Origin of the sequence: Limimaricola sp. AA108-03 (genome assembly GCF_050847355.1) — a bacterium.
Taxonomy (GTDB): Bacteria; Pseudomonadota; Alphaproteobacteria; order Rhodobacterales; family Rhodobacteraceae; genus Limimaricola.
The window spans coordinates 1,650,389-1,670,120 of sequence record NZ_CP193755.1 but is presented as its reverse complement, the minus strand read 5'-3'; the positions used below and the strand labels follow the sequence as shown (position 1 = coordinate 1,670,120).

Annotated in this window: 18 protein-coding genes; 6 read left to right on the top strand and 12 right to left on the bottom strand. The window is 67.8% G+C overall.

From position 1 onward, the window contains the following. Positions 1-77 precede the first annotated feature (77 nt). Complete coding sequence (ndk, locus tag ACRAQ3_RS08230) at positions 78-500, top strand: nucleoside-diphosphate kinase (RefSeq protein WP_085897253.1); 423 nt, start codon at positions 78-80, stop codon at positions 498-500. A 213-nt stretch (positions 501-713) separates the two neighbouring features. Here ndk and ACRAQ3_RS08225 read toward each other — a convergent pair whose 3' ends face one another. From ACRAQ3_RS08225 to ACRAQ3_RS08200, 6 genes are all read right to left on the bottom strand, one after another. Beyond that, positions 714-1,394 carry a spermidine synthase gene (locus ACRAQ3_RS08225; protein WP_432254276.1) on the bottom strand — a complete coding sequence of 227 codons (681 nt, stop codon included), beginning with the start codon at positions 1,392-1,394 and terminating at the stop codon, positions 714-716. Between the two features lie 206 nt (positions 1,395-1,600). After that, on the bottom strand, positions 1,601-2,548 hold the full coding sequence (locus tag ACRAQ3_RS08220) for a glutaminase (RefSeq protein WP_370162334.1): 948 nt from the start codon (positions 2,546-2,548) through the stop codon (positions 1,601-1,603). Between the two features lie 4 nt (positions 2,549-2,552). Further along, on the bottom strand, positions 2,553-3,020 hold the full coding sequence (locus ACRAQ3_RS08215; RefSeq protein WP_085897250.1) for a lytic transglycosylase domain-containing protein: 468 nt from the start codon (positions 3,018-3,020) through the stop codon (positions 2,553-2,555). Positions 3,021-3,377: 357 nt separating this feature from the next. Further along, the gene (locus ACRAQ3_RS08210) at positions 3,378-3,731 is read right to left on the bottom strand and encodes a DUF1850 domain-containing protein (protein WP_269397231.1); all 354 of its coding nucleotides are present in this window, start codon (positions 3,729-3,731) and stop codon (positions 3,378-3,380) included. Then, entirely contained in the window at positions 3,728-5,821 is a 2,094-nt protein-coding gene (locus tag ACRAQ3_RS08205; RefSeq protein ID WP_432254275.1) for a TRAP transporter permease, read from the bottom strand. Before ACRAQ3_RS08205 ends, ACRAQ3_RS08210 begins: the two co-directional genes overlap by 4 nt. A 115-nt stretch (positions 5,822-5,936) precedes the next feature. Beyond that, the gene (locus ACRAQ3_RS08200) at positions 5,937-6,890 is read right to left on the bottom strand and encodes a TAXI family TRAP transporter solute-binding subunit (protein WP_085897246.1); all 954 of its coding nucleotides are present in this window, start codon (positions 6,888-6,890) and stop codon (positions 5,937-5,939) included. A 195-nt stretch (positions 6,891-7,085) separates the two neighbouring features. Between ACRAQ3_RS08200 and ACRAQ3_RS08195 the strand changes: the two genes are divergently transcribed. After that, positions 7,086-9,620 carry a cation:proton antiporter gene (locus ACRAQ3_RS08195; protein ID WP_432254274.1) on the top strand — a complete coding sequence of 845 codons (2,535 nt, stop codon included), beginning with the start codon at positions 7,086-7,088 and terminating at the stop codon, positions 9,618-9,620. On the opposite strand, the gene ACRAQ3_RS08190 is transcribed toward ACRAQ3_RS08195, so the two are convergent. Further along, positions 9,617-10,213 carry a gamma-glutamyl kinase gene (locus tag ACRAQ3_RS08190; protein ID WP_269397235.1) on the bottom strand — a complete coding sequence of 199 codons (597 nt, stop codon included), beginning with the start codon at positions 10,211-10,213 and terminating at the stop codon, positions 9,617-9,619. The genes ACRAQ3_RS08195 and ACRAQ3_RS08190 overlap by 4 nt on opposite strands. 175 nt (positions 10,214-10,388) lie before the next feature. Here ACRAQ3_RS08190 and recA point away from each other — a divergent pair, with 175 nt between their 5' ends. From recA to ACRAQ3_RS08170, 4 genes are all read left to right on the top strand, one after another. After that, a complete protein-coding gene (gene recA / locus ACRAQ3_RS08185; RefSeq protein ID WP_269397236.1) occupies positions 10,389-11,471 on the top strand; it encodes a recombinase RecA in 1,083 nt (360 codons plus the stop codon). 150 nt (positions 11,472-11,621) lie between these two features. Beyond that, entirely contained in the window at positions 11,622-14,300 is a 2,679-nt protein-coding gene (gene alaS / locus ACRAQ3_RS08180; RefSeq protein ID WP_432254273.1) for an alanine--tRNA ligase, read from the top strand. Next, positions 14,297-14,581 carry a DUF1330 domain-containing protein gene (locus ACRAQ3_RS08175; RefSeq protein ID WP_432254272.1) on the top strand — a complete coding sequence of 95 codons (285 nt, stop codon included), beginning with the start codon at positions 14,297-14,299 and terminating at the stop codon, positions 14,579-14,581. The genes alaS and ACRAQ3_RS08175 overlap by 4 nt, the downstream gene beginning before the upstream one ends. A gap of 113 nt (positions 14,582-14,694) precedes the next feature. Next, positions 14,695-15,051 carry an MOSC domain-containing protein gene (locus ACRAQ3_RS08170; RefSeq protein ID WP_432254271.1) on the top strand — a complete coding sequence of 119 codons (357 nt, stop codon included), beginning with the start codon at positions 14,695-14,697 and terminating at the stop codon, positions 15,049-15,051. A gap of 70 nt (positions 15,052-15,121) precedes the next feature. On the opposite strand, the gene typA is transcribed toward ACRAQ3_RS08170, so the two are convergent. The 5 genes from typA to ACRAQ3_RS08145 form a co-directional block, all read right to left on the bottom strand. Continuing rightward, positions 15,122-16,939: a translational GTPase TypA gene (gene typA, locus ACRAQ3_RS08165; protein ID WP_269397239.1), complete on the bottom strand. Its 1,818-nt coding sequence runs from the start codon at positions 16,937-16,939 to the stop codon at positions 15,122-15,124. 110 nt (positions 16,940-17,049) lie between these two features. Then, positions 17,050-17,379: a DMT family transporter gene (locus tag ACRAQ3_RS08160; protein ID WP_085897239.1), complete on the bottom strand. Its 330-nt coding sequence runs from the start codon at positions 17,377-17,379 to the stop codon at positions 17,050-17,052. A 10-nt stretch (positions 17,380-17,389) separates the two neighbouring features. Then, the gene (locus ACRAQ3_RS08155) at positions 17,390-18,001 is read right to left on the bottom strand and encodes a YitT family protein (RefSeq protein ID WP_432254270.1); all 612 of its coding nucleotides are present in this window, start codon (positions 17,999-18,001) and stop codon (positions 17,390-17,392) included. A 41-nt stretch (positions 18,002-18,042) separates the two neighbouring features. Beyond that, the gene (locus tag ACRAQ3_RS08150) at positions 18,043-18,381 is read right to left on the bottom strand and encodes a hypothetical protein (protein ID WP_269397241.1); all 339 of its coding nucleotides are present in this window, start codon (positions 18,379-18,381) and stop codon (positions 18,043-18,045) included. 14 nt (positions 18,382-18,395) lie between these two features. After that, the gene (locus ACRAQ3_RS08145; RefSeq protein WP_432254269.1) at positions 18,396-19,607 is read right to left on the bottom strand and encodes an NADP-dependent isocitrate dehydrogenase; all 1,212 of its coding nucleotides are present in this window, start codon (positions 19,605-19,607) and stop codon (positions 18,396-18,398) included. Positions 19,608-19,732 lie beyond the last annotated feature (125 nt).

Sequence of the window (19,732 nt, the reverse complement as noted above, 5' to 3'; positions counted from 1 at the left end):
GGCTCGTGCTAGGGCGCGCGGCGACCGGAGGCGCATATCCGCGCCCCCTGCTGCAACCCGTTCAAATGAGGGACATCATGGCCACCGAACGCACGCTCTCGATCATCAAGCCCGACGCCACCAAGCGCAACCTGACCGGCAAGATCAACGCCAAGTTCGAAGATGCGGGCCTGCGCATCATCGCCCAGAAGCGGATCCAGCTGACCCAGGACCAGGCCGGTCAGTTCTACGCCGTTCACAAGGAGCGTCCCTTCTTCGGTGAGCTGACCGAATTCATGGCCTCCGGCCCGGTCGTCGTGCAGGTGCTCGAAGGCGAAGGCGCGATCGCCAAGAACCGCGAAGTGATGGGCGCGACCAACCCCGCCGACGCCGCCGCCGGCACCATCCGCGCCGAGTTCGCCGAGAGCGTCGGCGAGAACTCGGTGCACGGCTCGGACGCCCCCGAGACCGCCAAGGAAGAGATCGCCTTCTTCTTCTCGGGCCTCGAACTGGTCGGCTAAGGCCACCTCGTTTCGCAACGACCGAAGGGCCCGCCATTGCGCGGGCCCTTTTTCGTAAACGCCTACGGGTGAACGAGAAGACAGGCAGCGGTGGAAATCGTCAACGCGTCGCCGGCCCTCTGCTACGACGCCGCAGGCCACTGCGGTCAGTCGTGGTCGCCTTCCCGCACCGCCAAAAGCGTCCAGCTTTCCCGGCGAACCGGTTCTGGCGGCTCAGGTGCCAGCGCGGATGGCGGTCCAGATCGTGTGCCGGGCCCCGCGCTTGGTGCGGCCGGCGCGAACCGTCTTCGCATCCACCTCGAAGCCGCTCAGGGACAGCCTCTCCGAGAATTTCCTGTCCGGCGCGGCGGACCAGACGGCCAGAAACTCGCCGGGGGTCAGGGCGCGGTGCGCGGCGCGCAGCCCGGCCTTGCCGTAAAGCGCGTCGTTTCCCTCGCGCGTCAGCCCGTCCGGGCCATTGTCGACGTCGAGCAGGATCGCGTCGTAGGCCTCTGACGCCGCGCGGATCTCCTGACCCACATCGCCGAGCCGGATCTCGACCCGCGGGTCCGACAGGCAGCCACCGAAGACCGACCCCATGTGGCGAGACGCCCAATCGACCAGCTCCGGCACGATTTCCGAGACGATCAGCCGCGCGTCGGGTGGCGCGATCGCCTGCGCCGCCCGCAAGGTGAAGCCCATCCCCAATCCCCCGATCAGGACACGCGGGGCGGGGCGACCGGCCAGACGGTCGAAGGCGAAGCTAGCGAGCGCTTCCTCGGACCCGCTGAGGCGGCTGCTCATCAGCTCGTTCCCGTCGCCGAGACGGATCGAGAACTCCTCGCCCCGCCGCAGCAGCCTGAGCGTGTCCCCTTGCGGAGCCGTAGCCGTCGCCAGATGAATCCACGGGAGCATTGCCGTCCTCGATCCTAGTCATTCGAACCGGCACAGGCCCTATCCGATCACCCGGCACATTTGAAGGACGCGCGCTTCAGCGGGCGATCGTCTGAACCTCGTCTCGGAACTGCCGGGCTTCCACATGCGGGGGCTGCGCCGCAGCATCGGTGATGCGATCATGTCCGCGTGCCTTGATTGGGGATGTGCGACCTATCCGACCACGCTCAATTCGAGGCGAAGACCGACCAGCCGGTGCGATCCGCCAGCATTTCCAGCGCCATCGAGGCGAGCTGCGAATTGCCGACCGCGTTCAGCCCCGGGGACCAGCAACCGATCGCGGCGCGGCCCGGCGCCACCGCGAGGATGCCGCCGCCGACGCCGCTCTTGCCCGGCAGGCCCACGCGAAAGGCGAATTCGCCCGAGCCGTCGTAATGGCCGCATGTCAGCATCAGCGCGTTGATCTGGCGCGCCATGCGCGGCGCGATGGCGCGCGGCCCGCCCGGATGCAGCGCGCCGTCGAAGGCGAGAAAGCGTCCGGCCTGCGCCAGCTGGCGCGGTGTCATCGCGATGGCGCAATGGTGGAAATAGGTGCCGATCACCTTTTCGGGGTGGCGCTGGATCGTCCCGAAATCGCGCATGAAATTGGCCAGCGCCGCGTTGCGCCAGCCGGTCTCGGTCTCGGATTTGGCAACTGCCGGATCGATGGCGATGTCGTCGTCATCGGCGAGAAAGCGGACGAATTGCAGGATCTGGCCCAGCGCCTCTCGTGGTTCCGAGCGCGACAGGATCGCGTCGGTCACCGCGATGGCGCCGGCATTGATGAAGGGATTGCGGGGGATGCCGCGCTCGTGCTCGAGCTGGACGATGGAGTTGAACGGATCGCCCGATGGCTCGCGGCCCACCCGGGTCCAGAGCTGATCGCCGATCCGGCCCAGCGCCACCGCGAGCGCGAAGACCTTGGAGATCGACTGGATCGAAAAGCGGGTATCGGCATCGCCACCGGCGATCACGTTGCCTTCGGCGGTCGACAGCACCAGCGCGAAGCGGCCGGGATCGATCTTGGCCAGTTCGGGGATGTAGTCGGCGACGCGGCCGCGCTCGGTCTCGCCCGCCATGCGCTCGCAGATCTCGTCGACGATCTCGCGCAGCCGTACCGGGTCCGAAACGCTCACCGGCTCAGCACTTCACTTCGCTGTCGCGCAGGCCGGTCTCGACCAGCAGGCAGCGATCGCGCGCTTCGTAATAGTAGCCCCGGCTGTACCATTTCACTGCCGCGTCGCGGTTGCGGTTGCCGACGATCCAGGCGCCGCGCAGGTATTTCACCGCGTAGCGCAGGTTGGTGGCCGGATCGAGCAATTCGGAGGCGGGGCCGCGATGGCCCATGGTGCGCGCCGTCTCGGGACTGATCTGCATCAGCCCGTAATAGGACCCGTTGCGCGCGCGCGGATTGTAGGAGCTTTCGCGCTGCACCACCCGGTGCACCAGATCGCGCGGTACCTTGTAGGCATCGGCATAGGCGTTGATCAGTCGCCTGATCTGGGGCGATTCGTTGGGGTAGAGCTCGGCGGGCTCGGGCTGCCGTCGGCCACAGGCGGCGAGGGCAGCCAGTGAGAGGCCAAGGGCGGCGCGGCGGCTGTAACGCATCGGAAAACTCCGTCCAGGAAGCGGTCCGACCGTTCTAGCCCGCCGCGCCGCGCCGCGAAAGCGCGGCTTGGCCGGGGCCCGCGGCTCAGATCGCCGCGAAGTCCCGGAACATCGGCTTTGCGGGGGGCTTCTGACCCTTGCGGGGCTGCGCTGGGGCGTCTTTGGACGTGGTGTTGCTCGGCATGTCGCGTTCCTTGTCTGCGGCCTTCGCTCAGGCCGCCTCATGCGGTGCCGCTACACTCCGGCGGTAGCGATTCTTCAAGGCTGCACGCGCATGGCGACAGCCGCCGGGCGAAAAAGCGGCACCCCGTGGGCGACCTTTCGCCAACCTAACGGGGACGCCGCTGCGGAGGTCCCTCAACAGGGCGTGAGGTGCAGCGTCCCGCCCGCTTCTGTGCCGAATTCGCGACAGCTCCCGTCGGCGCAGAGCGTCCAGCCGGCACCGGTCGCGCCGGAGGCCGCGAGGGCGAGCGAGGGCACGGCGAGGCCGGGCGACCAGACCCACCAGCCATCCCTCAGCACGGCCCCGGGCCCGGGCTCCATTCCCGCGCCCGATCCGCGTACGCGCGCCTCGACCAAGTGCAGCGCATCGCCATCGACACGCCAGCTTTCGCGCCATTCCACCTTTTCGACGGAATGGGTCCAGCTCAGGTCGAAATCGCCGGTGGCGAGGCCGAGCGCCGTGGCGCCGATCATCAGGCAGGCGCTCATGCCGTCGCCGCGACCGGGCGGCGAACGATCAGGACGGCGGTGAGCGCGGCGAGGCCGAGCCCGATCCAGTCGGTGATCGGCCATGCCGCCACCAGCGTGAAGGCCGCGATCATCGCCAGCACCCGGAGCCATGCGGGCAGGGGCCGCCCGACCCAGCCGATCACGGCCGCGCCCCACAGCCCGATCGAGAAGACCGATTTGGTGATGATCCAGGCCACGGCGGGCCAGTAGCCGATCGCCTCGGCCAGCGGTCCGCCCGCCTGAAGCATCAGCGCCGGCGAATAGACAGCCATGAAGGGGATCACGAAGCCCGCGGCCGCCACCTTGATCGCCTCGATCGAGATCTTCAGCCCGTTCTCCCGCGCGATGGGGGCGGCGGCGAAGCAGGCCAGCGCCACCGGGGGCGTGAGATCCGCGAGGATGCCGAAATAGAACACGAACATGTGGCTGACGATCAGCGGCACGCCCAGCGCCAGAAGCGCGGGCCCCGCGATCGATGACGTGATGATGTAGTTGGGGATGGTCGGGATGCCCATGCCCAGAAGCAGGCAGGTCACCATGGTCAGCACGAGGCTCAGGAACAGGTTGTTCTGGCCCACCGCGACGATGAACTGACCGAAGGTGTTGGCCGCCCCCGTCAGGGTCATCGCGCCGATGATCACACCTACCAGCGCGCAGGCCACGCCCACGGGCAGCGCGGTGCGCGCCCCGTCCGCGAGGCTGTCGCGACACAGAAGCAGCGTCTCGCGTCCGCCCTTGAAGAACAGGCAGACCGCAATCAGCACGAGGATCGCCGCGACCAGCACCTCGATGCCCCATTGCAGGAACGCCGCCGCCACGAGGCCGAGGCCGACCCAGATGATCGCGCGCAGCACCGCGCTGGGCAGGCCGAGCGCGATCGAGCCGCCGAGGATCAGCAGCACGGTCAGGCCGAGGCCCACGGTCCCCGCGAAGAGCGGCGTGTAGCCCGCGAAGAGCAGGTAGACGAGGATGCCCAAGGGGACGATCAGCATCCAGTTTTCCTTGAGCGCGCCCAGCGCCGAGGGCAGCTCGGCCTTGGAGAGCCCGCGCAGCCCGTGCTTGCCCGCCTCCAGATGCACCATCCAGAAGGCCGAGAGGAAATAGAGCAGGGCCGGGACGATCGCCGCCTTGACCACCTCGACATATTCGACGCCCAGCGTCTCGGCCATGATGAAGGCGACCGCGCCCATCACCGGCGGCATGATCTGCCCGCCCATCGAGGCGGTGCTCTCGACCCCGCCCGCGAAGGCGGCGCGGTAGCCGAAACGCTTCATCAGCGGAATGGTGAACTGGCCGGTGGTGACGACGTTGGCGACGCCCGAGCCCGAGATCGTGCCCATGAGGCCCGAGGAGACCACGGCCACCTTGGCCGCGCCGCCCTGACGGTGGCCGAAGAGCCCGAGCGCCACGTCGGTGAAGAGCCGGATCATCCCGGCCTTTTCGAGAAAGGCGCCGAACAGGATGAACAGGAAGATGTAGGTCGAGGAGACGTAGATCGGAATGCCGTAGATGCCCTCGGTGCCGAAGGCCATGTGGTCGATCACCTGCTCGAAATCATAGCCGCGATGGATGAGCGGCGGCGGCAAAAGCTGTCCGAACAGCGTGTAGGCGAGGAAGACACCCGAGATGATCGGCAGCGCCGGGCCCATCAGCACCAGCGCCGCGCCGAAGACGGTGACGAGCGCCACGACGCCGATCACCAGATCTATCGGCAACGGCCGCCCCGCGCGCATGATCAGCGGCTCGTACTGCCACCACTGGTAGAGGGCCACGGCCACGCCCGCGAGCGCGAAGGCCCAGGCCACCGTCTTGAGCCACGCGCCGCGGCCCCGCGCCGCGGCCACGAGCGGGAAGGTCATCAGCATCAGGAACCCGACATGCAGGGCGCGGGTGACCTGGCTCGGCAGATCGACGAGATGCGCCGCCGTCACGATCTGGAAGCTGGAGAAGACCACGGCGATCCAGAACAGGAGCCGTCCGGTCGCGCCGGGGGGAAAGCCCGAGATGTGGTGGTCGGGGCCGCCCGCCTCGGCGGGGATGTCGGTGAGCGGATCGGGCGTTGCGGTCATGCGGCGTGCCTTCGGTCTGGTGCGAAAAGCCCCGTCATCCGGGGGGATGGCGGGGCGGGATCGGGATCGGGGTCCGGACGCCGCCGTCTCGGGGCGTCCGGGCGGGTCTGGCCGATCAGTCGATCATGCCCTGCTCGCGGTAATAGCGCTCGGCGCCCGGATGCAGCGGGATCGGCATGCCTTCGAGCGCGTTCTCGATCTTGATGTCGGCGGCGGCCATGTGGTTCGCCTCGAGCGTGTCGAGATTTTCGTAGAGCAGCTTGGTCATCTGGTAGGCGAGGTCGTCCGAGACGCCGGCATGGGTGACGAGGTAGTTCGACACGGCGACGGTGGAGACGTCCTCCTCCTGCCCGTCATAGGTGCCGGCGGGGATGGTCGCGGCGATATAGGGCGCACCGAGGCTCTCGGCGGTCTCGGTCGGGATCGCCACCACGTTGATGTCGATCGAAGAGGCGAGATCGCGGATCGAGGCCACGCCCAATCCGGCGGATTGCAGCGTCGCGTCGAGCTGGCGGTTCTTGATCAGCTCCACCGACTCCGCGAAGGGCAGGTACTCGGTCTTGCCGAGATCGTCATAGCTCATCCCCATGGCGCCGAAGATCGCGCGGGCATTGAGTTCGGTGCCCGAGGCCGGCGCGCCGACCGAGAGACCCTTGCCCGCGAGGTCGGCGAATTCGGTGATGCCGCTCTCGGCCGAGGCCACGACCTGGATGTAGTTGGGGTAGATCGCCGCGATGCCGCGGATCTGGTCGAGCGGCGCGGTGAAGCCCGCATCGGCGTTGCCTTCCCAGGCCATCGCCACCGTGTCGCCCAGCGCGAAGGCCAGTTCGCCGCGACCGTCCTGCAGCAGGTTCATGTTCTCGACCGAGGCCTTGGTCGACTGCACCTGCGTGCGCGCGCCCTCGATGTTCTCGCCGTAGATGTTCGAGAGACCGACGCCGAGCGGGTAGTACACGCCCGAGGTGCCGCCCGTCAGGATGTTGATGAACTCCTGCGCGTTGGCGGCGAGCGGCGTGGCGACGAGCGCGGTGGCTGCGGCGGCGCCTTTGAGAATGGTGCTGATGGTCATGAATTCCTCCCGTTGCGGCGACCCTCCCCGGTCGCCCTGCTGGGCAGGAGACTGCATGAGGGGGGCGGGTCTGGCAAGCGCGTTGGTCATGTTTCCTGACCGCCTCGCAGGGGGGATCGGCTGGCGCGACGCTTTGCCGCCGATCCCGGCCCGAGACCCGTTTCCCAAGCCGCGCCAAGGCTGTATCGCAGGGCCATGGACATCATCATCGCCACCGTCATCCTCGCCACCTTCTTCTTGCTGATCGGTCTGGGGGAGCCTCTCGCCGCGCGATTGCGGCTGCCCTACAACGTGATCCTCGCGGGGTTCGGTCTGGCGGCTGGTGCCGGCGCGACCTTCTTCCTGACCACCCAGTTCACCGATGCGCTGAACCCGGTGGCCGAGGCGATCCTGAACCTGCCGATCCGCTCGAACGTGTTCCTCTACGTGTTCCTGCCGACGCTGCTGTTCCAGGTGACGCTGGGGGTGAACCTGCGGCGGATGCTCGATGACTGGGTGCCGATTCTGACGCTCGCGGTGGTCGCGGTAGTGGTGGCGACGCTCTCTGTGGGCTACGCGCTGTTCCTCACCGGCGTGCTGCCGCTGATGGCCTGCCTGCTGATCGGCTCGATCGTCTCGACCACCGATCCCTCGGCGGTGGTCTCGATCTTTCGCAACCTCGCGGCCCCGCGCCGGCTGAGCCGGATCATCGAGGGCGAGAGCCTGCTGAACGACGCCGCTGCGATCGCGCTGTTCGGCCTGTTCATGGGCTTCGTGATGCGGGGCGTGCCGAACCCGGAGATGCTGCAGGGGCTGGCGCAGTTTCCCTATCTTCTTGGCGCCGGCGGCCTCACCGGCTGGGTCATGGCGCAGGTCGCGGTGCGGCTGATGCGCTGGCTCGGGCGGTTCCCTCTGGCGCAGATCTCGATCTCGGTGGCGCTGCCCTATCTGGCCTATGTCGCGGCCGAGAAGCTGGTCGGTGCCTCCGGTGTGATCGGCGTGGTCGGCGCCGGGCTCACGCTCAACCTCGCGGCGCCGGGGCGGCTGTCGCCGATGGCATGGACCAACATGCGCGAGGTGTGGGACCTGCTGGCGCATTGGGCCGGGGCCTTCATTTTTCTGCTCGCGGCGCTGTTGATCCCGCGCCTCCTGGACGGGGTGCGGCCGGTGGACTTCGCCCTCGTCGCCGTGGTCATCGTGGCGGCGCTGGGCGCCCGTGCGGCGATCCTGTGGGGGCTGCTGCCGCTGCTGAGCCTGCTGAAGCTGTCGCCCCCGGTGGAGCGGCCTTACCGCACCGCGATCCTCTGGGGCGGCCTGCGCGGCGCGATCACGCTGGCGCTGGCGCTGGCGGTGACCGAGAGTCTCCGCGTGCCGGAAGATGTGCGGCGCCTCACCGGCATCCTCGCCACCGGCTTCACGCTGTTCACGCTGATCGTGCAGGGCGTGACGCTGCGCCCGCTGATCAAGCGGCTGGGGCTGGAGAAGCTGTCGCCGCTGGACGCCGCGCTGGCCCGGCAGGTGGTCGCCGTGGCGCTGCAAAGCGTGCGGGAGGCCGTGAGCGAAGCGGCCGAGAATTACGGCCTGACCCGCGAGACGGTGCGTTCCGAGGCCAAGCTCTTTGCCGAGCGGCTCGATCGGGCGGTCGAGAGGGCCGAGGAGGGAGAGGCGATCCTGGATCGCGACCGGATCACGCTGGGACTGATCGCGCTGGCCGGTGCCGAGCGCGAGCATGTTCTTCAATTGTTCCGGGATCGGGCGATTTCCAACCGGCAGGCCGAGCGGGCGCTGTCGGAGGCCGACCGGCTAATCGAGACGACCCGCACCGGCGGACGCGCGGGCTATCGGCGCGCGGCGCGCGAAAGCCTCGGGCAGGGCGGGCAGGTCCGCATGGCCGCCTTCCTGCACAACCGGCTGCATATCTCGGGGCCCTTGGCGCGGCTCACCGCCGACCGCTTCGAGCTGTTGCTGACCCAAGGCCTGGTGCTGCGCGACCTCGACGGGTTCATCGACAGCCGGATCCGCCGCATCCATGGCCGTCGCGTGGCCGAGCTTCTGCACGAGCTTATCGGACGGAGGGCCGAGCAGGTGGCGCAGGCGCTCGACGGCCTCAGGCTCCAGTATCCGGGTTATGCCGAGGAGCTGGAACGCCGGTTCATCCGTCGCACCGCGCTCAGGATCGAGGAGCGCGAATACGCGGCGCTGCGCGAGGACGGGCTGATCGGGCCGGAGCTGCACGCGACGCTGCTGGCGCAGATCGAGGCGCAGCGCGGCGAGGCCGAGGCACGGCCCAAGCTCGACCTCGCGGTGCAGAAGGCGGTGCTGGTGCAGCAGTTCCCGCTCTTCGCCGATCTCGATCAGGCGGTGCGGCAGCGGCTGGCCAAGGCGCTGGTGACCCGCTTCGTGGCCGCGGGCGAGGTGCTTCAGGCGCGCGACGCGCCGGCCCGTTCGGTGAGCTTCATCGCCTCGGGTGCCGTGGAGATCGAGACCGCCGGACAGAAGATCCGGCTCGGCCGTGGCGAGATGTTCGGCCAGCTGGCGCTACTCACTCCGAAGCGGCGCCGCGCCGAGGTGCGGGCGCTCAGCCACGGGGTGCTGCTGGAGCTGGACGAGGCGCGGTTCCTGCGGCTTCTGCGGCGCAGCCCGGCGCTGCGCGAGGCGGTGCATGAAAGCGCGATCAAGCGCGGCATGGATCCCGAGCGGGCTGCGGCGCTGGGCGCGGCGCTGAGCGGAGAGAGCGAGTCCGCCGCCTAGGCGCGCGCCTGTTCCCAGACCGTGAACTCGGCCGCGCGTTTGCGGCGCAGCTTCGAGGCGACGTGCTCCGGCAGATCCATCGGATGCTCGGGCGAGACGTTGACCCGGGGCAGGTCGATCCGCGTCGCGAGCCGCTCCTCGAGAAAGCCCACCAGAAGCTCCATCGACTCGTAGCGGAACAGGTGATCGACCGCGACGTTGCCCTCGCCATCGCCGACGAAGCGCGCCTGGCTGCCCACGGCGGCATAAGGGGCGGGCTTGCCGCGCGCGAACTGGTCGACGAAGTCGTCGAAGCCCACGCCGCGCGTCGAATTGACATGCCCCGCGAGATCGTCGCGCTGGCGATAGCGCCACCAGCTGCCGAGCCAATCCACCGGCTCGCGCACCGCCGCCACGGTCTCGAATCCCGAACCGCCCGCCGCCTCGATCAGCGGCACCACGAAGCGCCGGGCGCGGTAGAGCGGCGCGTGCTTGATCTGCGGCGGGTCGCGCAGCACGAATTGCGCGCGCGGCGCCAGCGCCCCCTCGAGCGCGGTGGTGCCGGTCTTGGGCACCGCCAGAAGGATCAGCCGCTCTTTCCAGAATACCAGCATCGAGCTCTCCATGACGTGATCGGCTCAACCTTACATTAACCGCTCTCGAGGGAAACTGGCGGCAGGTTTCACTTGCAATGTTCCCATTATGGTCTCATATGGCGGGGAGTGAACAAGACATGAACGACGCAATGATTGCCGCCATGTGGCGGGTGTGGGATAAGGATTGCGGACAATGGCAATGGCAGATCTTCTCCAGATGAGCGACAAGCGCACGGCAGACCGGCAGAAGGCGCTCGACAGCGCCCTGGCCCAGATCGAACGGCAGTTCGGCAAGGGCTCCATCATGAAGCTGGGAGGCGAAAACCAGTTTCCCGACATCGAGGCGACCTCGACCGGTTCGCTCGGTCTCGACATCGCGCTGGGCATCGGTGGCCTGCCCAAGGGCCGGATCATCGAGATCTACGGCCCTGAAAGCTCGGGCAAGACGACGCTGACGCTGCACGCGGTGGCCGAGGAACAGAAGAAGGGCGGCGTCTGCGCCTTCGTCGACGCCGAGCACGCGCTCGACCCGCAATACGCCAAGAAGGTCGGGGTGAACCTCGACGAGCTGCTGATCTCGCAGCCCGACACCGGCGAGCAGGCGCTCGAGATCGTCGACACGCTGGTGCGCTCCGGCGCGGTGTCGATGGTCGTGGTCGACTCGGTCGCGGCGCTGACCCCGAAATCCGAGCTCGAGGGCGACATGGGCGACAGCTCGGTTGGCGTGCATGCCCGCCTGATGTCTCAGGCGATGCGCAAGCTCACCGGCTCGATCTCGCGCTCCAACTGCATGGTCATCTTCATCAACCAGATCCGGATGAAGATCGGCGTCATGTTCGGCTCGCCCGAGACGACCACCGGCGGCAACGCGCTCAAGTTCTACGCCTCCGTGCGCCTCGACATCCGCCGCATCGGCGCGATCAAGGATCGCGACGAGGTGGTCGGCAACTCGACCCGCGTGAAGGTCGTCAAGAACAAGGTCGCGCCGCCGTTCAAGCAGGTCGAGTTCGACATCATGTATGGCGAGGGCATCTCCAAGACCGGCGAACTACTCGACCTCGGCGTCAAGGCGGGCGTGGTCGACAAGTCCGGCTCTTGGTTCTCCTATGGCGATCAGCGGATCGGCCAGGGTCGCGAGAACGCCAAGACCTTCCTCAAGGAAAACCCCGCCGTCGCGACCGAGATCGAGGACAAGATCCGTGCCGCGCATGGGCTGGAATTCCTGATGTCCGACGATGATGGCGGCAGCGGCGACGACGATCTCGTCGACATGTGACGCCACCCTCTCGGGGTGACACGGAACGACAGGAAGGGGCCGGGGCGCAAGCTTCGGCCCCTCGCCTTTGGGTGCCCCTCATGCGCGCGGGACTTTACGCGATGCATGGGCGGGGATAGGACGTGGACGCCGCGACCCGAAGGAGACGACATGACCAGCCTCGCCGATATCCGCTCCACCTTCCTGGACTTCTACCGGCGGCAGGGCCACGCCGTGGTGCCCAGCTCGCCGCTGGTGCCGCGCAACGACCCGACGCTGATGTTCACCAATTCGGGCATGGTGCAGTTCAAGAACCTGTTCACCGGGGTCGAGACGCGCGACTACAGCCGCGCCACCACGGCGCAGAAATGCGTGCGCGCCGGCGGCAAGCACAACGATCTCGACAATGTGGGCTATACCGCGCGGCACCACACCTTCTTCGAGATGATGGGCAACTTCTCCTTCGGCGACTACTTCAAGGAAGAGGCGATCCGCTATTCCTGGGAGCTGCTGACCCGCGATTTCGGCCTGAACCCCGACAAGCTCTTGGTCACGGTGTTCCACACCGACGACGAGGCGGCGAACCTGTGGAAGAAGATCGCCGGATTGCCGGACGAGCGGATCATCCGCATCTCGACCTCGGACAATTTCTGGATGATGGGGCCCACGGGGCCCTGCGGACCCTGCTCCGAGATCTTCTACGATCACGGCCCGTCGATCTGGGGCGGCCCTCCGGGCTCGCCCGAGGAAGACGGCGACCGGTTCATCGAGATCTGGAACATCGTCTTCATGCAGTACGAGCAGTTCGAGGACGGCACCCGCCGCGATCTCGACGCGCAGTCGATCGACACCGGCATGGGGCTGGAGCGGATCGGCGCGCTGCTGCAGGGCAAGCACGACAACTACGACACCGACCTGATGCGGTCGCTGATCGAGGCCTCGGCGCACGCAACCTCGTCCGATCCGGATGGTGACGGCCGCGTCCATCACCGCGTGGTCGCCGACCACCTGCGTTCGACCTCCTTCCTGATCGCCGATGGCGTCATGCCCTCGAACGAGGGGCGCGGCTACGTGCTGCGCCGGATCATGCGCCGCGCCATGCGCCACGCGCATCTGCTGGGCGCGCAGGATCCGCTGATGCACCGGCTGGTGCCGGCGCTGGTGCAGGAGATGGGCGCGGCCTATCCCGAGCTGGGGCAAGCCCGCGCGCTGATCGAGGAGACGCTGCGCGCCGAGGAGACTCGGTTCCGCCAGACGCTCGATCGCGGTCTGCGGCTTCTCGACGACGAGCTGTCGAACCTGCCCGAAGGCGCGGCGCTGCCGGGCCAGGCGGCGTTCAAGCTCTACGACACCTATGGCTTCCCGCTCGACCTGACGCAGGACGCGCTGCGCGAAAAGGGCCGGACCGTCGACACCGACGGCTTCGACGCCGCCATGGCCGAGCAGAAGGCCAAGGCGCGCGCCGCCTGGGCCGGTTCGGGCGAGGTGGCCGATGCGAGCCATTGGTACGATCTCGCCGATACGCACGGCGCCAGCGAGTTCCTCGGCTATGACACCGAGGAGGCCGAGGGCCAGATCCTCGCCGTGCTCGACGGCGCCGAGCAGGTCGAGAAGGCCGAGGCCGGTCGCAAGGTGCAGGTCGTCCTCAACCAGACGCCGTTCTACGCCGAAAGCGGCGGCCAGGTCGGCGACACCGGCACGATCCGCACCGAGACCGGCCTCGTGCGCGTCTCGGACTGCCGCCGCATCGCCGGGCTCTTCGTCCATGTCGGCGAGGTGACCGAGGGCCATGTCGATCGCGGGCAGGGCGCCGAGCTGAAGGTCGATCACGACCGTCGCACCGGCATCCGCGCCAATCACTCGGCCACGCACCTCCTGAACGAGGCGCTGCGCCGCGCGCTCGGCGATCACGTCGCGCAGCGCGGCTCGCTCAACGCGCATGACCGTCTTCGCTTCGACTTCAGCCATAGCGCCGCCCTGACCCCGGCCGAGATCGAGAAGATCGAGGACGAGGTCAACGAGATGATCCGGCAGAACTCCACCGTCGAGACGCGGGTGATGACCCCGGACGAGGCGCGGGGCCTCGGCGCGCAGGCGCTGTTCGGCGAGAAATACGGCGACGAGGTCCGCGTCGTGTCGATGGGCAAGCTCGACGGTTCGGGCAAGGGCACCGACCAGGCGACCTATTCGATCGAGCTCTGCGGCGGCACCCATGTGCGCCAGACCGGCGACATCGGCGCCTTCGTGCTGCTGTCGGACAGCGCGTCCTCCTCGGGCGTGCGCCGGGTCGAGGCGCTGACCGGCCGCGAGGCGCTGAAGCATCTCGCGCAGCAAGGCCAGACCCTCACCGAGGTGGCGCAGATCCTCAAGACGCCGGTGGCCGAGGTGCTCGACCGGGTGAAGGCGCTGGCCGATGAGCGTCGACGCCTCGCCAACGAGATCGCCCAGCTCAAGCGCGAGATGGCGATGGGTGGCAGCGCCGGCGGCGCCGGCGCCCAGCCGGTCGAGGTCGGCGGCGTGAAGTTCCAGGGTCAGGTGCTCAAGGGCGTGACCGGCAAGGATCTCCCGGCGCTGATCGACCAGCTCAAGGCGCAGATCGGCTCCGGCGCTGTGCTGCTCATCGCCGATACCGGCGGCAAGGCGGCGGTGGCGGCGGGCGTCACCGACGATCTCAAGGACCGCGTCTCGGCGGTCGAGCTTCTGCGGGCGGCGGTGGCCGAGCTTGGCGGCAAGGGCGGCGGCGGCCGTCCCGACATGGCGCAGGGCGGTGCGGCGAGCGCCGACAACGCCGAGGCCGCGATCAAGGCCGCCGAGGCGGTTCTGGCGCAGGCAGCGGAGGGCGTGGCATGAGCGCGCTCTGGATCGCCCATGTGAAGGTCACCGACGAGGCGGCCTACAAGGAATACGCCACGCGCGCCACTGGGGCGATCGCCGATCACGGCGGCGTCTTCCTCGCGCGTGGCGGCGCCTATGAGCAGCTCGAGGGAAAGGACCGCCCGCGCAACGTCGTGGCGCGGTTTCCGAGCCTGCAGGCGGCGCATGACTGCTACCATTCCGCGGCCTATCAGGAGGCGCTGAGCTTTGCCCGCAATGCGGCCGAACGCGACCTCGTGATCGTCGAGGAGGTCTGAGGCTGGAGACGGTCGCAAGCCTGACCGCGCGGTTTCCGCGCCCCGGTCGAATCGAATGGATCGGATTGAGGCCCGCGCGACGCGCGGGCCTTCTCCATGTCGAGAGCGCAGAAATGACCGAGACCGGGCTGGCGGGCGATCACGCGCGCCCCGGCAAGCGGGCGGTAACGCTGATTCAGGCCGAGCATCTGCCGGTCATCGCCGCCCTGTCGGGACATGACGCCCTCGCGCCGGAAACCCTACGCCGCAACATCGTCGTCTCAGGGCTGAACCTCACCGCGGCGCGGCACCGGCTTCTGCGCGTCGGGACCGCCTTGTTGCGGTTCACGGTGCCCTGCGCGCCTTGCTCGCGGATGGAGGTGGCGCTCGGTGAGGGCGGCTACAACGCGATGCGCGGCCATGGCGGCTGGTGCTGCGAGGTGGTCGAGCCGGGGCGACTGGAGCGGGGCGGCACCGTCATCCCGGTATGAAATCCGGCGAAACGGAACGAAAAACGCCCGGTCTTTCGACCGGGCGTTCTCATGTCTGATATCCTAGCGATCAGCTGGCGCGGGCCTGACGCTTGCGCTCGTGCGGATCGAGGAACCGCTTGCGCAGGCGCACCGCGTTCGGGGTGACCTCCACCAGCTCGTCATCGTCGATATAGGCGATGGCCTGCTCGAGGCTCATCTCGACCGGGGGCGTCAGACGCACCGCCTCGTCGGTGCCCGAAGCCCGCACGTTTGTAAGCTTCTTGCCCTTGAGCGGGTTCACCTCGAGATCGTTGTCGCGGCTGTGCTCGCCAATGATCATGCCCTCGTAGACCGGGGCCTGCGGATGCACGAACATCTTGCCGCGATCCTCGAGGTTCCACAGCGCATAGGCCACGGCGGTGCCGTTCTCCATCGAGATCAGCACGCCCTGGCGGCGGCCTTGGATCGGGCCCTTGTGCGGGGTCCAGCCGTGGAAGATCCGGTTGAGCACGCCCGAGCCGCGCGTGTCGGTTAGGAACTCGCCGTGATAGCCGATCAGGCCGCGCGAGGGGACATGCGCGATGATCCGGGTCTTGCCGGCACCGGCGGGCTTCATCTCGACGAGATCGCCCTTGCGCGCGCCGGTCAGCTTTTCGACCACGGCGCCGGTGTACTCGTCATCGACATCGATGGTGACTTCCTCGACCGGCTCCATGCGGACGCCGTTCTCCTCGCGGAAGATCACCTGCGGACGCGAGATCGACAGCTCGAAGCCCTCGCGGCGCATGTTCTCGATCAGCACGCCCATCTGCAATTCGCCACGGCCCGACACCTCGAAGGCCTCGCCGCCCGGCGTGTCGTCGATGCGGATCGCGACGTTCGACTCGGCTTCCTTGTGAAGGCGCTCGCGGATCACGCGGGACTGAACCTTCTTGCCGTCGCGGCCCGCGAGAGGGCTGTCATTGATGCCGAAGGTCACGGTGATGGTCGGCGGATCGATCGGCTGGGCCGGGATCGCCTCCTCGACCGAAAGGTCGCAGATCGTGTCGGCCACGGTGGCCTTGGACATGCCCGCGAGCGTCACGATGTCGCCGGCCTCGGCAACCTCGATCGGCTGCTGGCCGAGGCCGCGGAAGGCGAGGATCTTGGAGACGCGGAACTGCTCGATCTTGTCGCCCTTGCGCGACAGCGCCTTGACGGTCTCGTTGGCGCGCAGCGTGCCGCTCTCGACTCGGCCCGTCAGGATCCGGCCCAGGAACGGGTCGGCCGAGAGGGTGGTGGCGAGCATGCGGAACGGCTCGGACTTGGCGGCCTGCTGCTTCGGCGCGGGGACGTGCTTGACGATCAGGTCGAACAGCGCCGTCAGGTCCTTGCGCGGCCCGTCGAGCTCCATGTCGGCCCAGCCGGAACGGCCCGAGGCGTACATCGCCGGGAAGTCGAGCTGCTCGTCATCGGCGCCGAGATTGGCGAAGAGATCGAAGCATTCGTCGAGCGCGCGGTCGGGCTCGGCGTCCTGCTTGTCGACCTTGTTGAGCACGACGATCGGGCGCAGGCCCAGAGCCAGCGCCTTGGAGGTCACGAACTTGGTCTGCGGCATCGGGCCTTCGGCGGCGTCGACCAGCAGCACCACGCCATCGACCATCGACAGGATCCGCTCGACCTCGCCGCCGAAATCGGCGTGACCGGGGGTGTCGACGATGTTGATCCGGGTGTTGCCCCATTCGACCGAGGTCGCCTTGGCGAGAATGGTGATCCCGCGCTCGCGCTCGATGTCGTTGCTGTCCATGGCGCGCTCGGAGACGGCCTGGTTCTCGCGGAAGGCGCCGGACTGTTTCAGGAGCTCGTCCACCAGCGTCGTTTTGCCATGGTCAACGTGCGCGATGATCGCGATGTTGCGGATATCCATTCAATTCACTCTTTCAGGGGTCAGCGCGCCTTTACAGCAAAAGGCCGCCGCTGGCTAGTCTTGTCGCCGCGTTGCGGCATCAAGGCGGGTTTGCGCGCAGCGGGCGGCGCTCAATGCGGGTTGGCGCCGGAAAATACGTTGATCACGACGATGCCCGACAGGATCAGCGACATGCCGATCACCGCTGCCGCATCGAGCTTCTGGCCGAACAGGCTCCAGCCGATCGCGGCGATCAGCACGATGCCCAGCCCCGCCCAGATCGCGTAGGCGATGCCCACCGGGATCGCCTTCAGGGCCAGCGACAGCAGGTAGAAGGACAGGCAGTAGCCCAGCACCGCCACGAGGGCCGGGCCGATGCGGGTGAACTGCTGGCTGGCATGCAGCGCCGTGGTGGCGATGGTTTCGCTGGCGATGGCGAACAGCAGGACGATCCAAGGCATGGGCGGCACCTCAGGTGGCGATGTAACGGTCGCGGCGATGGTTGAAGGCGATCACGGTGTTGAGGATCACGGCCCCCAGAAGCGACCACAGAACCGTCGCCGCGTCAAACAGCGCCAGCGCGGTGGCAAAGATCGCCGCATCCGCCGCGAGCTGCACGTAGCCCGCCCGAAAGCCGTAGCGGTCCTGTACGATCAGCGCCACGATGCCCAAACCGCCGAGGCTGCCATTGTGGCGGAACACGCCTAGAAGGCCGAGACCGGTCAGCGTGCCGAAGATGATGGCGCCGAGCCAAGTGTCGAGCCGCACGATCTCGAAATGCGCGGGAAGCAGCTCGGTCAGGAGCGACAACAGCGTCACCGACACGATCGATTTTAGCGTGAATTGGGGGCCGAGCCGGAACCATGCCAAAACGTAGAAGGGTAGGTTGATCACGAAGAACACCGCGCCGAAGGACCAGCTCGTCAGATAGGAGATGATCACCGCGACGCCCGCGGTCTGGCCGGTGATGAGTCCCACCTGGGTAAGCACGTGCAGCCCGATCGAGCAGGCGAAGATGCCGATGCCGAGACCTTGGAGGTCTTCGAGGGCGGAGTGGCGGGTGGGTGTGGAGGCGCGGCGCATGCGCGCCATCTAGGGCAGGAATGCTGACCTGTCCAGTGGGCTCAGTCGCCCTTGAGACGCGGCGGCAGTTCGCAGCCCCAGACCGTGGCACCGGGAATGAAGCGATGCGGCAGCTGCGCGGGCAGGGTCGGGATCTCGCAGGCGTGGTAGGGCGGCTCGGCGTCTCGCGGCAGGGTCCGGCCCGGTGGCAGCCAGATCCGGCGCCCGGTGGCCATGTCGCCGGCCTGCACCACGAGATCGGCATCGCAGCGATTGGTACGCACCGCGGAGATGCAGTCATCGGCCACGGGCAGACGTTCGGGGCCGAGCCGGTCCTGGGCCACGGGAAGGAGAACGGCGGCCCCGAGAAGGGCCGCCGCAGTCCATTTCAGCTTGCGCATCAGGCGCATCGCGCTCAGGCGAGCGACTTGTTGAGGTACTCGTCGATCTTCTCGAGGAAGCCCATGGTGGTGAGCCACTTCTGGTCGGGGCCGACCAGCAGCGCGAGGTCCTTGGTCATGTGGCCGTCCTCGACCGCCTGCACGGTGACCTTCTCGAGCGTCTGCGCGAAGTTCAGGAGCTGGTCGTTGCCGTCGAGCTTGGCGCGGTGCTTGAGACCGCCGGTCCAGGCGTAGATCGAGGCGATCGAGTTCGTAGAGGTCTGCTCGCCGCGCTGGTGCTGGCGGAAGTGACGGGTCACGGTGCCGTGCGCCGCCTCGGCCTCGACGATCTTGCCGTCCGGGGTCATCAGCTGCGAGGTCATCAGGCCCAAGCTACCGAAGCCCTGCGCCACGGTGTCGGACTGCACGTCGCCGTCGTAGTTCTTGCAAGCCCAGACATAGCCGCCCGACCACTTCATCGCCGCCGCGACCATGTCGTCGATCAGGCGGTGCTCGTAGGCGATGCCCTTCTTCTTGAACTCCTCGGCGAACTCGTTGTCGAAGACCTCCTGGAACAGGTCCTTGAAGCGGCCGTCATAGGCCTTGAGGATCGTGTTCTTGGTCGACAGGTAGACCGGCCAGCCGCGGGCGAGGCCGTAGTTCATCGAGGCGCGGGCGAAGTCGCGGATCGAATCGTCGAGGTTGTACATCGCCATGGTGACGCCGGCGCCGGGCGCCTGGAACACCTCGTGCTCGATGGTCTCGCCATCCTCGCCGACGAACTTGATCGTCAGCTTGCCCTTGCCGGGGAAGCGGAAGTCGGTGGCGCGGTACTGGTCGCCGAAGGCGTGACGGCCGACGACGATCGGCTGGGTCCAGCCCGGCACGAGGCGCGGCACGTTGCGGCAGATGATCGGCTCGCGGAAGATCACGCCGCCGAGGATGTTGCGGATCGTGCCGTTGGGCGAGCGGTACATCCGCTTAAGGCCGAACTCCTCGACGCGGGCCTCGTCGGGCGTGATGGTCGCGCATTTGACGCCGACACCGTACTGCTTGATCGCCTCGGCGGCGTCGACCGTGATCTGGTCGTCGGTCTCGTCGCGGGCCTCGATGCCGAGGTCATAGTATTTCAGGTCGATGTCGAGATAGGGCAGGATCAGCTTCTGCTTGATGAAGTCCCAGATGATCCGGGTCATCTCGTCGCCGTCGAGCTCGACGACCGGATTTTCGACTTTGATCTTGGTCACGGGGGCCTCCGCGGTTGTTGGACTGTCTCGCGCCGGGGCATAACGCGTCTCGCGGCGCTTTGGAAGACGGCATACACTCGTATACGGTCGAACTTCGCCCGGTTTCGCGGGTTGGGGGACGAAAG

Coding starts and splice junctions, on each gene's coding strand:
- alaS (WP_432254273.1), top strand. CDS start 11,622: ATGACCAGCCTCGCCGATATCCGCTCCACCTTCCTGGACTTCTACCGG.
- ACRAQ3_RS08210 (WP_269397231.1), bottom strand. CDS start 3,731: ATGAGCGCCTGCCTGATGATCGGCGCCACGGCGCTCGGCCTCGCCACC.
- ACRAQ3_RS08195 (WP_432254274.1), top strand. CDS start 7,086: ATGGACATCATCATCGCCACCGTCATCCTCGCCACCTTCTTCTTGCTG.
- ACRAQ3_RS08215 (WP_085897250.1), bottom strand. CDS start 3,020: ATGCGTTACAGCCGCCGCGCCGCCCTTGGCCTCTCACTGGCTGCCCTC.
- ACRAQ3_RS08175 (WP_432254272.1), top strand. CDS start 14,297: ATGAGCGCGCTCTGGATCGCCCATGTGAAGGTCACCGACGAGGCGGCC.
- ACRAQ3_RS08170 (WP_432254271.1), top strand. CDS start 14,695: ATGACCGAGACCGGGCTGGCGGGCGATCACGCGCGCCCCGGCAAGCGG.
- ACRAQ3_RS08200 (WP_085897246.1), bottom strand. CDS start 6,890: ATGACCATCAGCACCATTCTCAAAGGCGCCGCCGCAGCCACCGCGCTC.
- ACRAQ3_RS08205 (WP_432254275.1), bottom strand. CDS start 5,821: ATGACCGCAACGCCCGATCCGCTCACCGACATCCCCGCCGAGGCGGGC.
- ACRAQ3_RS08190 (WP_269397235.1), bottom strand. CDS start 10,213: ATGCTGGTATTCTGGAAAGAGCGGCTGATCCTTCTGGCGGTGCCCAAG.
- ACRAQ3_RS08160 (WP_085897239.1), bottom strand. CDS start 17,379: ATGCCTTGGATCGTCCTGCTGTTCGCCATCGCCAGCGAAACCATCGCC.
- ACRAQ3_RS08150 (WP_269397241.1), bottom strand. CDS start 18,381: ATGCGCAAGCTGAAATGGACTGCGGCGGCCCTTCTCGGGGCCGCCGTT.
- ndk (WP_085897253.1), top strand. CDS start 78: ATGGCCACCGAACGCACGCTCTCGATCATCAAGCCCGACGCCACCAAG.
- recA (WP_269397236.1), top strand. CDS start 10,389: ATGGCAATGGCAGATCTTCTCCAGATGAGCGACAAGCGCACGGCAGAC.
- typA (WP_269397239.1), bottom strand. CDS start 16,939: ATGGATATCCGCAACATCGCGATCATCGCGCACGTTGACCATGGCAAA.
- ACRAQ3_RS08155 (WP_432254270.1), bottom strand. CDS start 18,001: ATGCGCCGCGCCTCCACACCCACCCGCCACTCCGCCCTCGAAGACCTC.
- ACRAQ3_RS08225 (WP_432254276.1), bottom strand. CDS start 1,394: ATGCTCCCGTGGATTCATCTGGCGACGGCTACGGCTCCGCAAGGGGAC.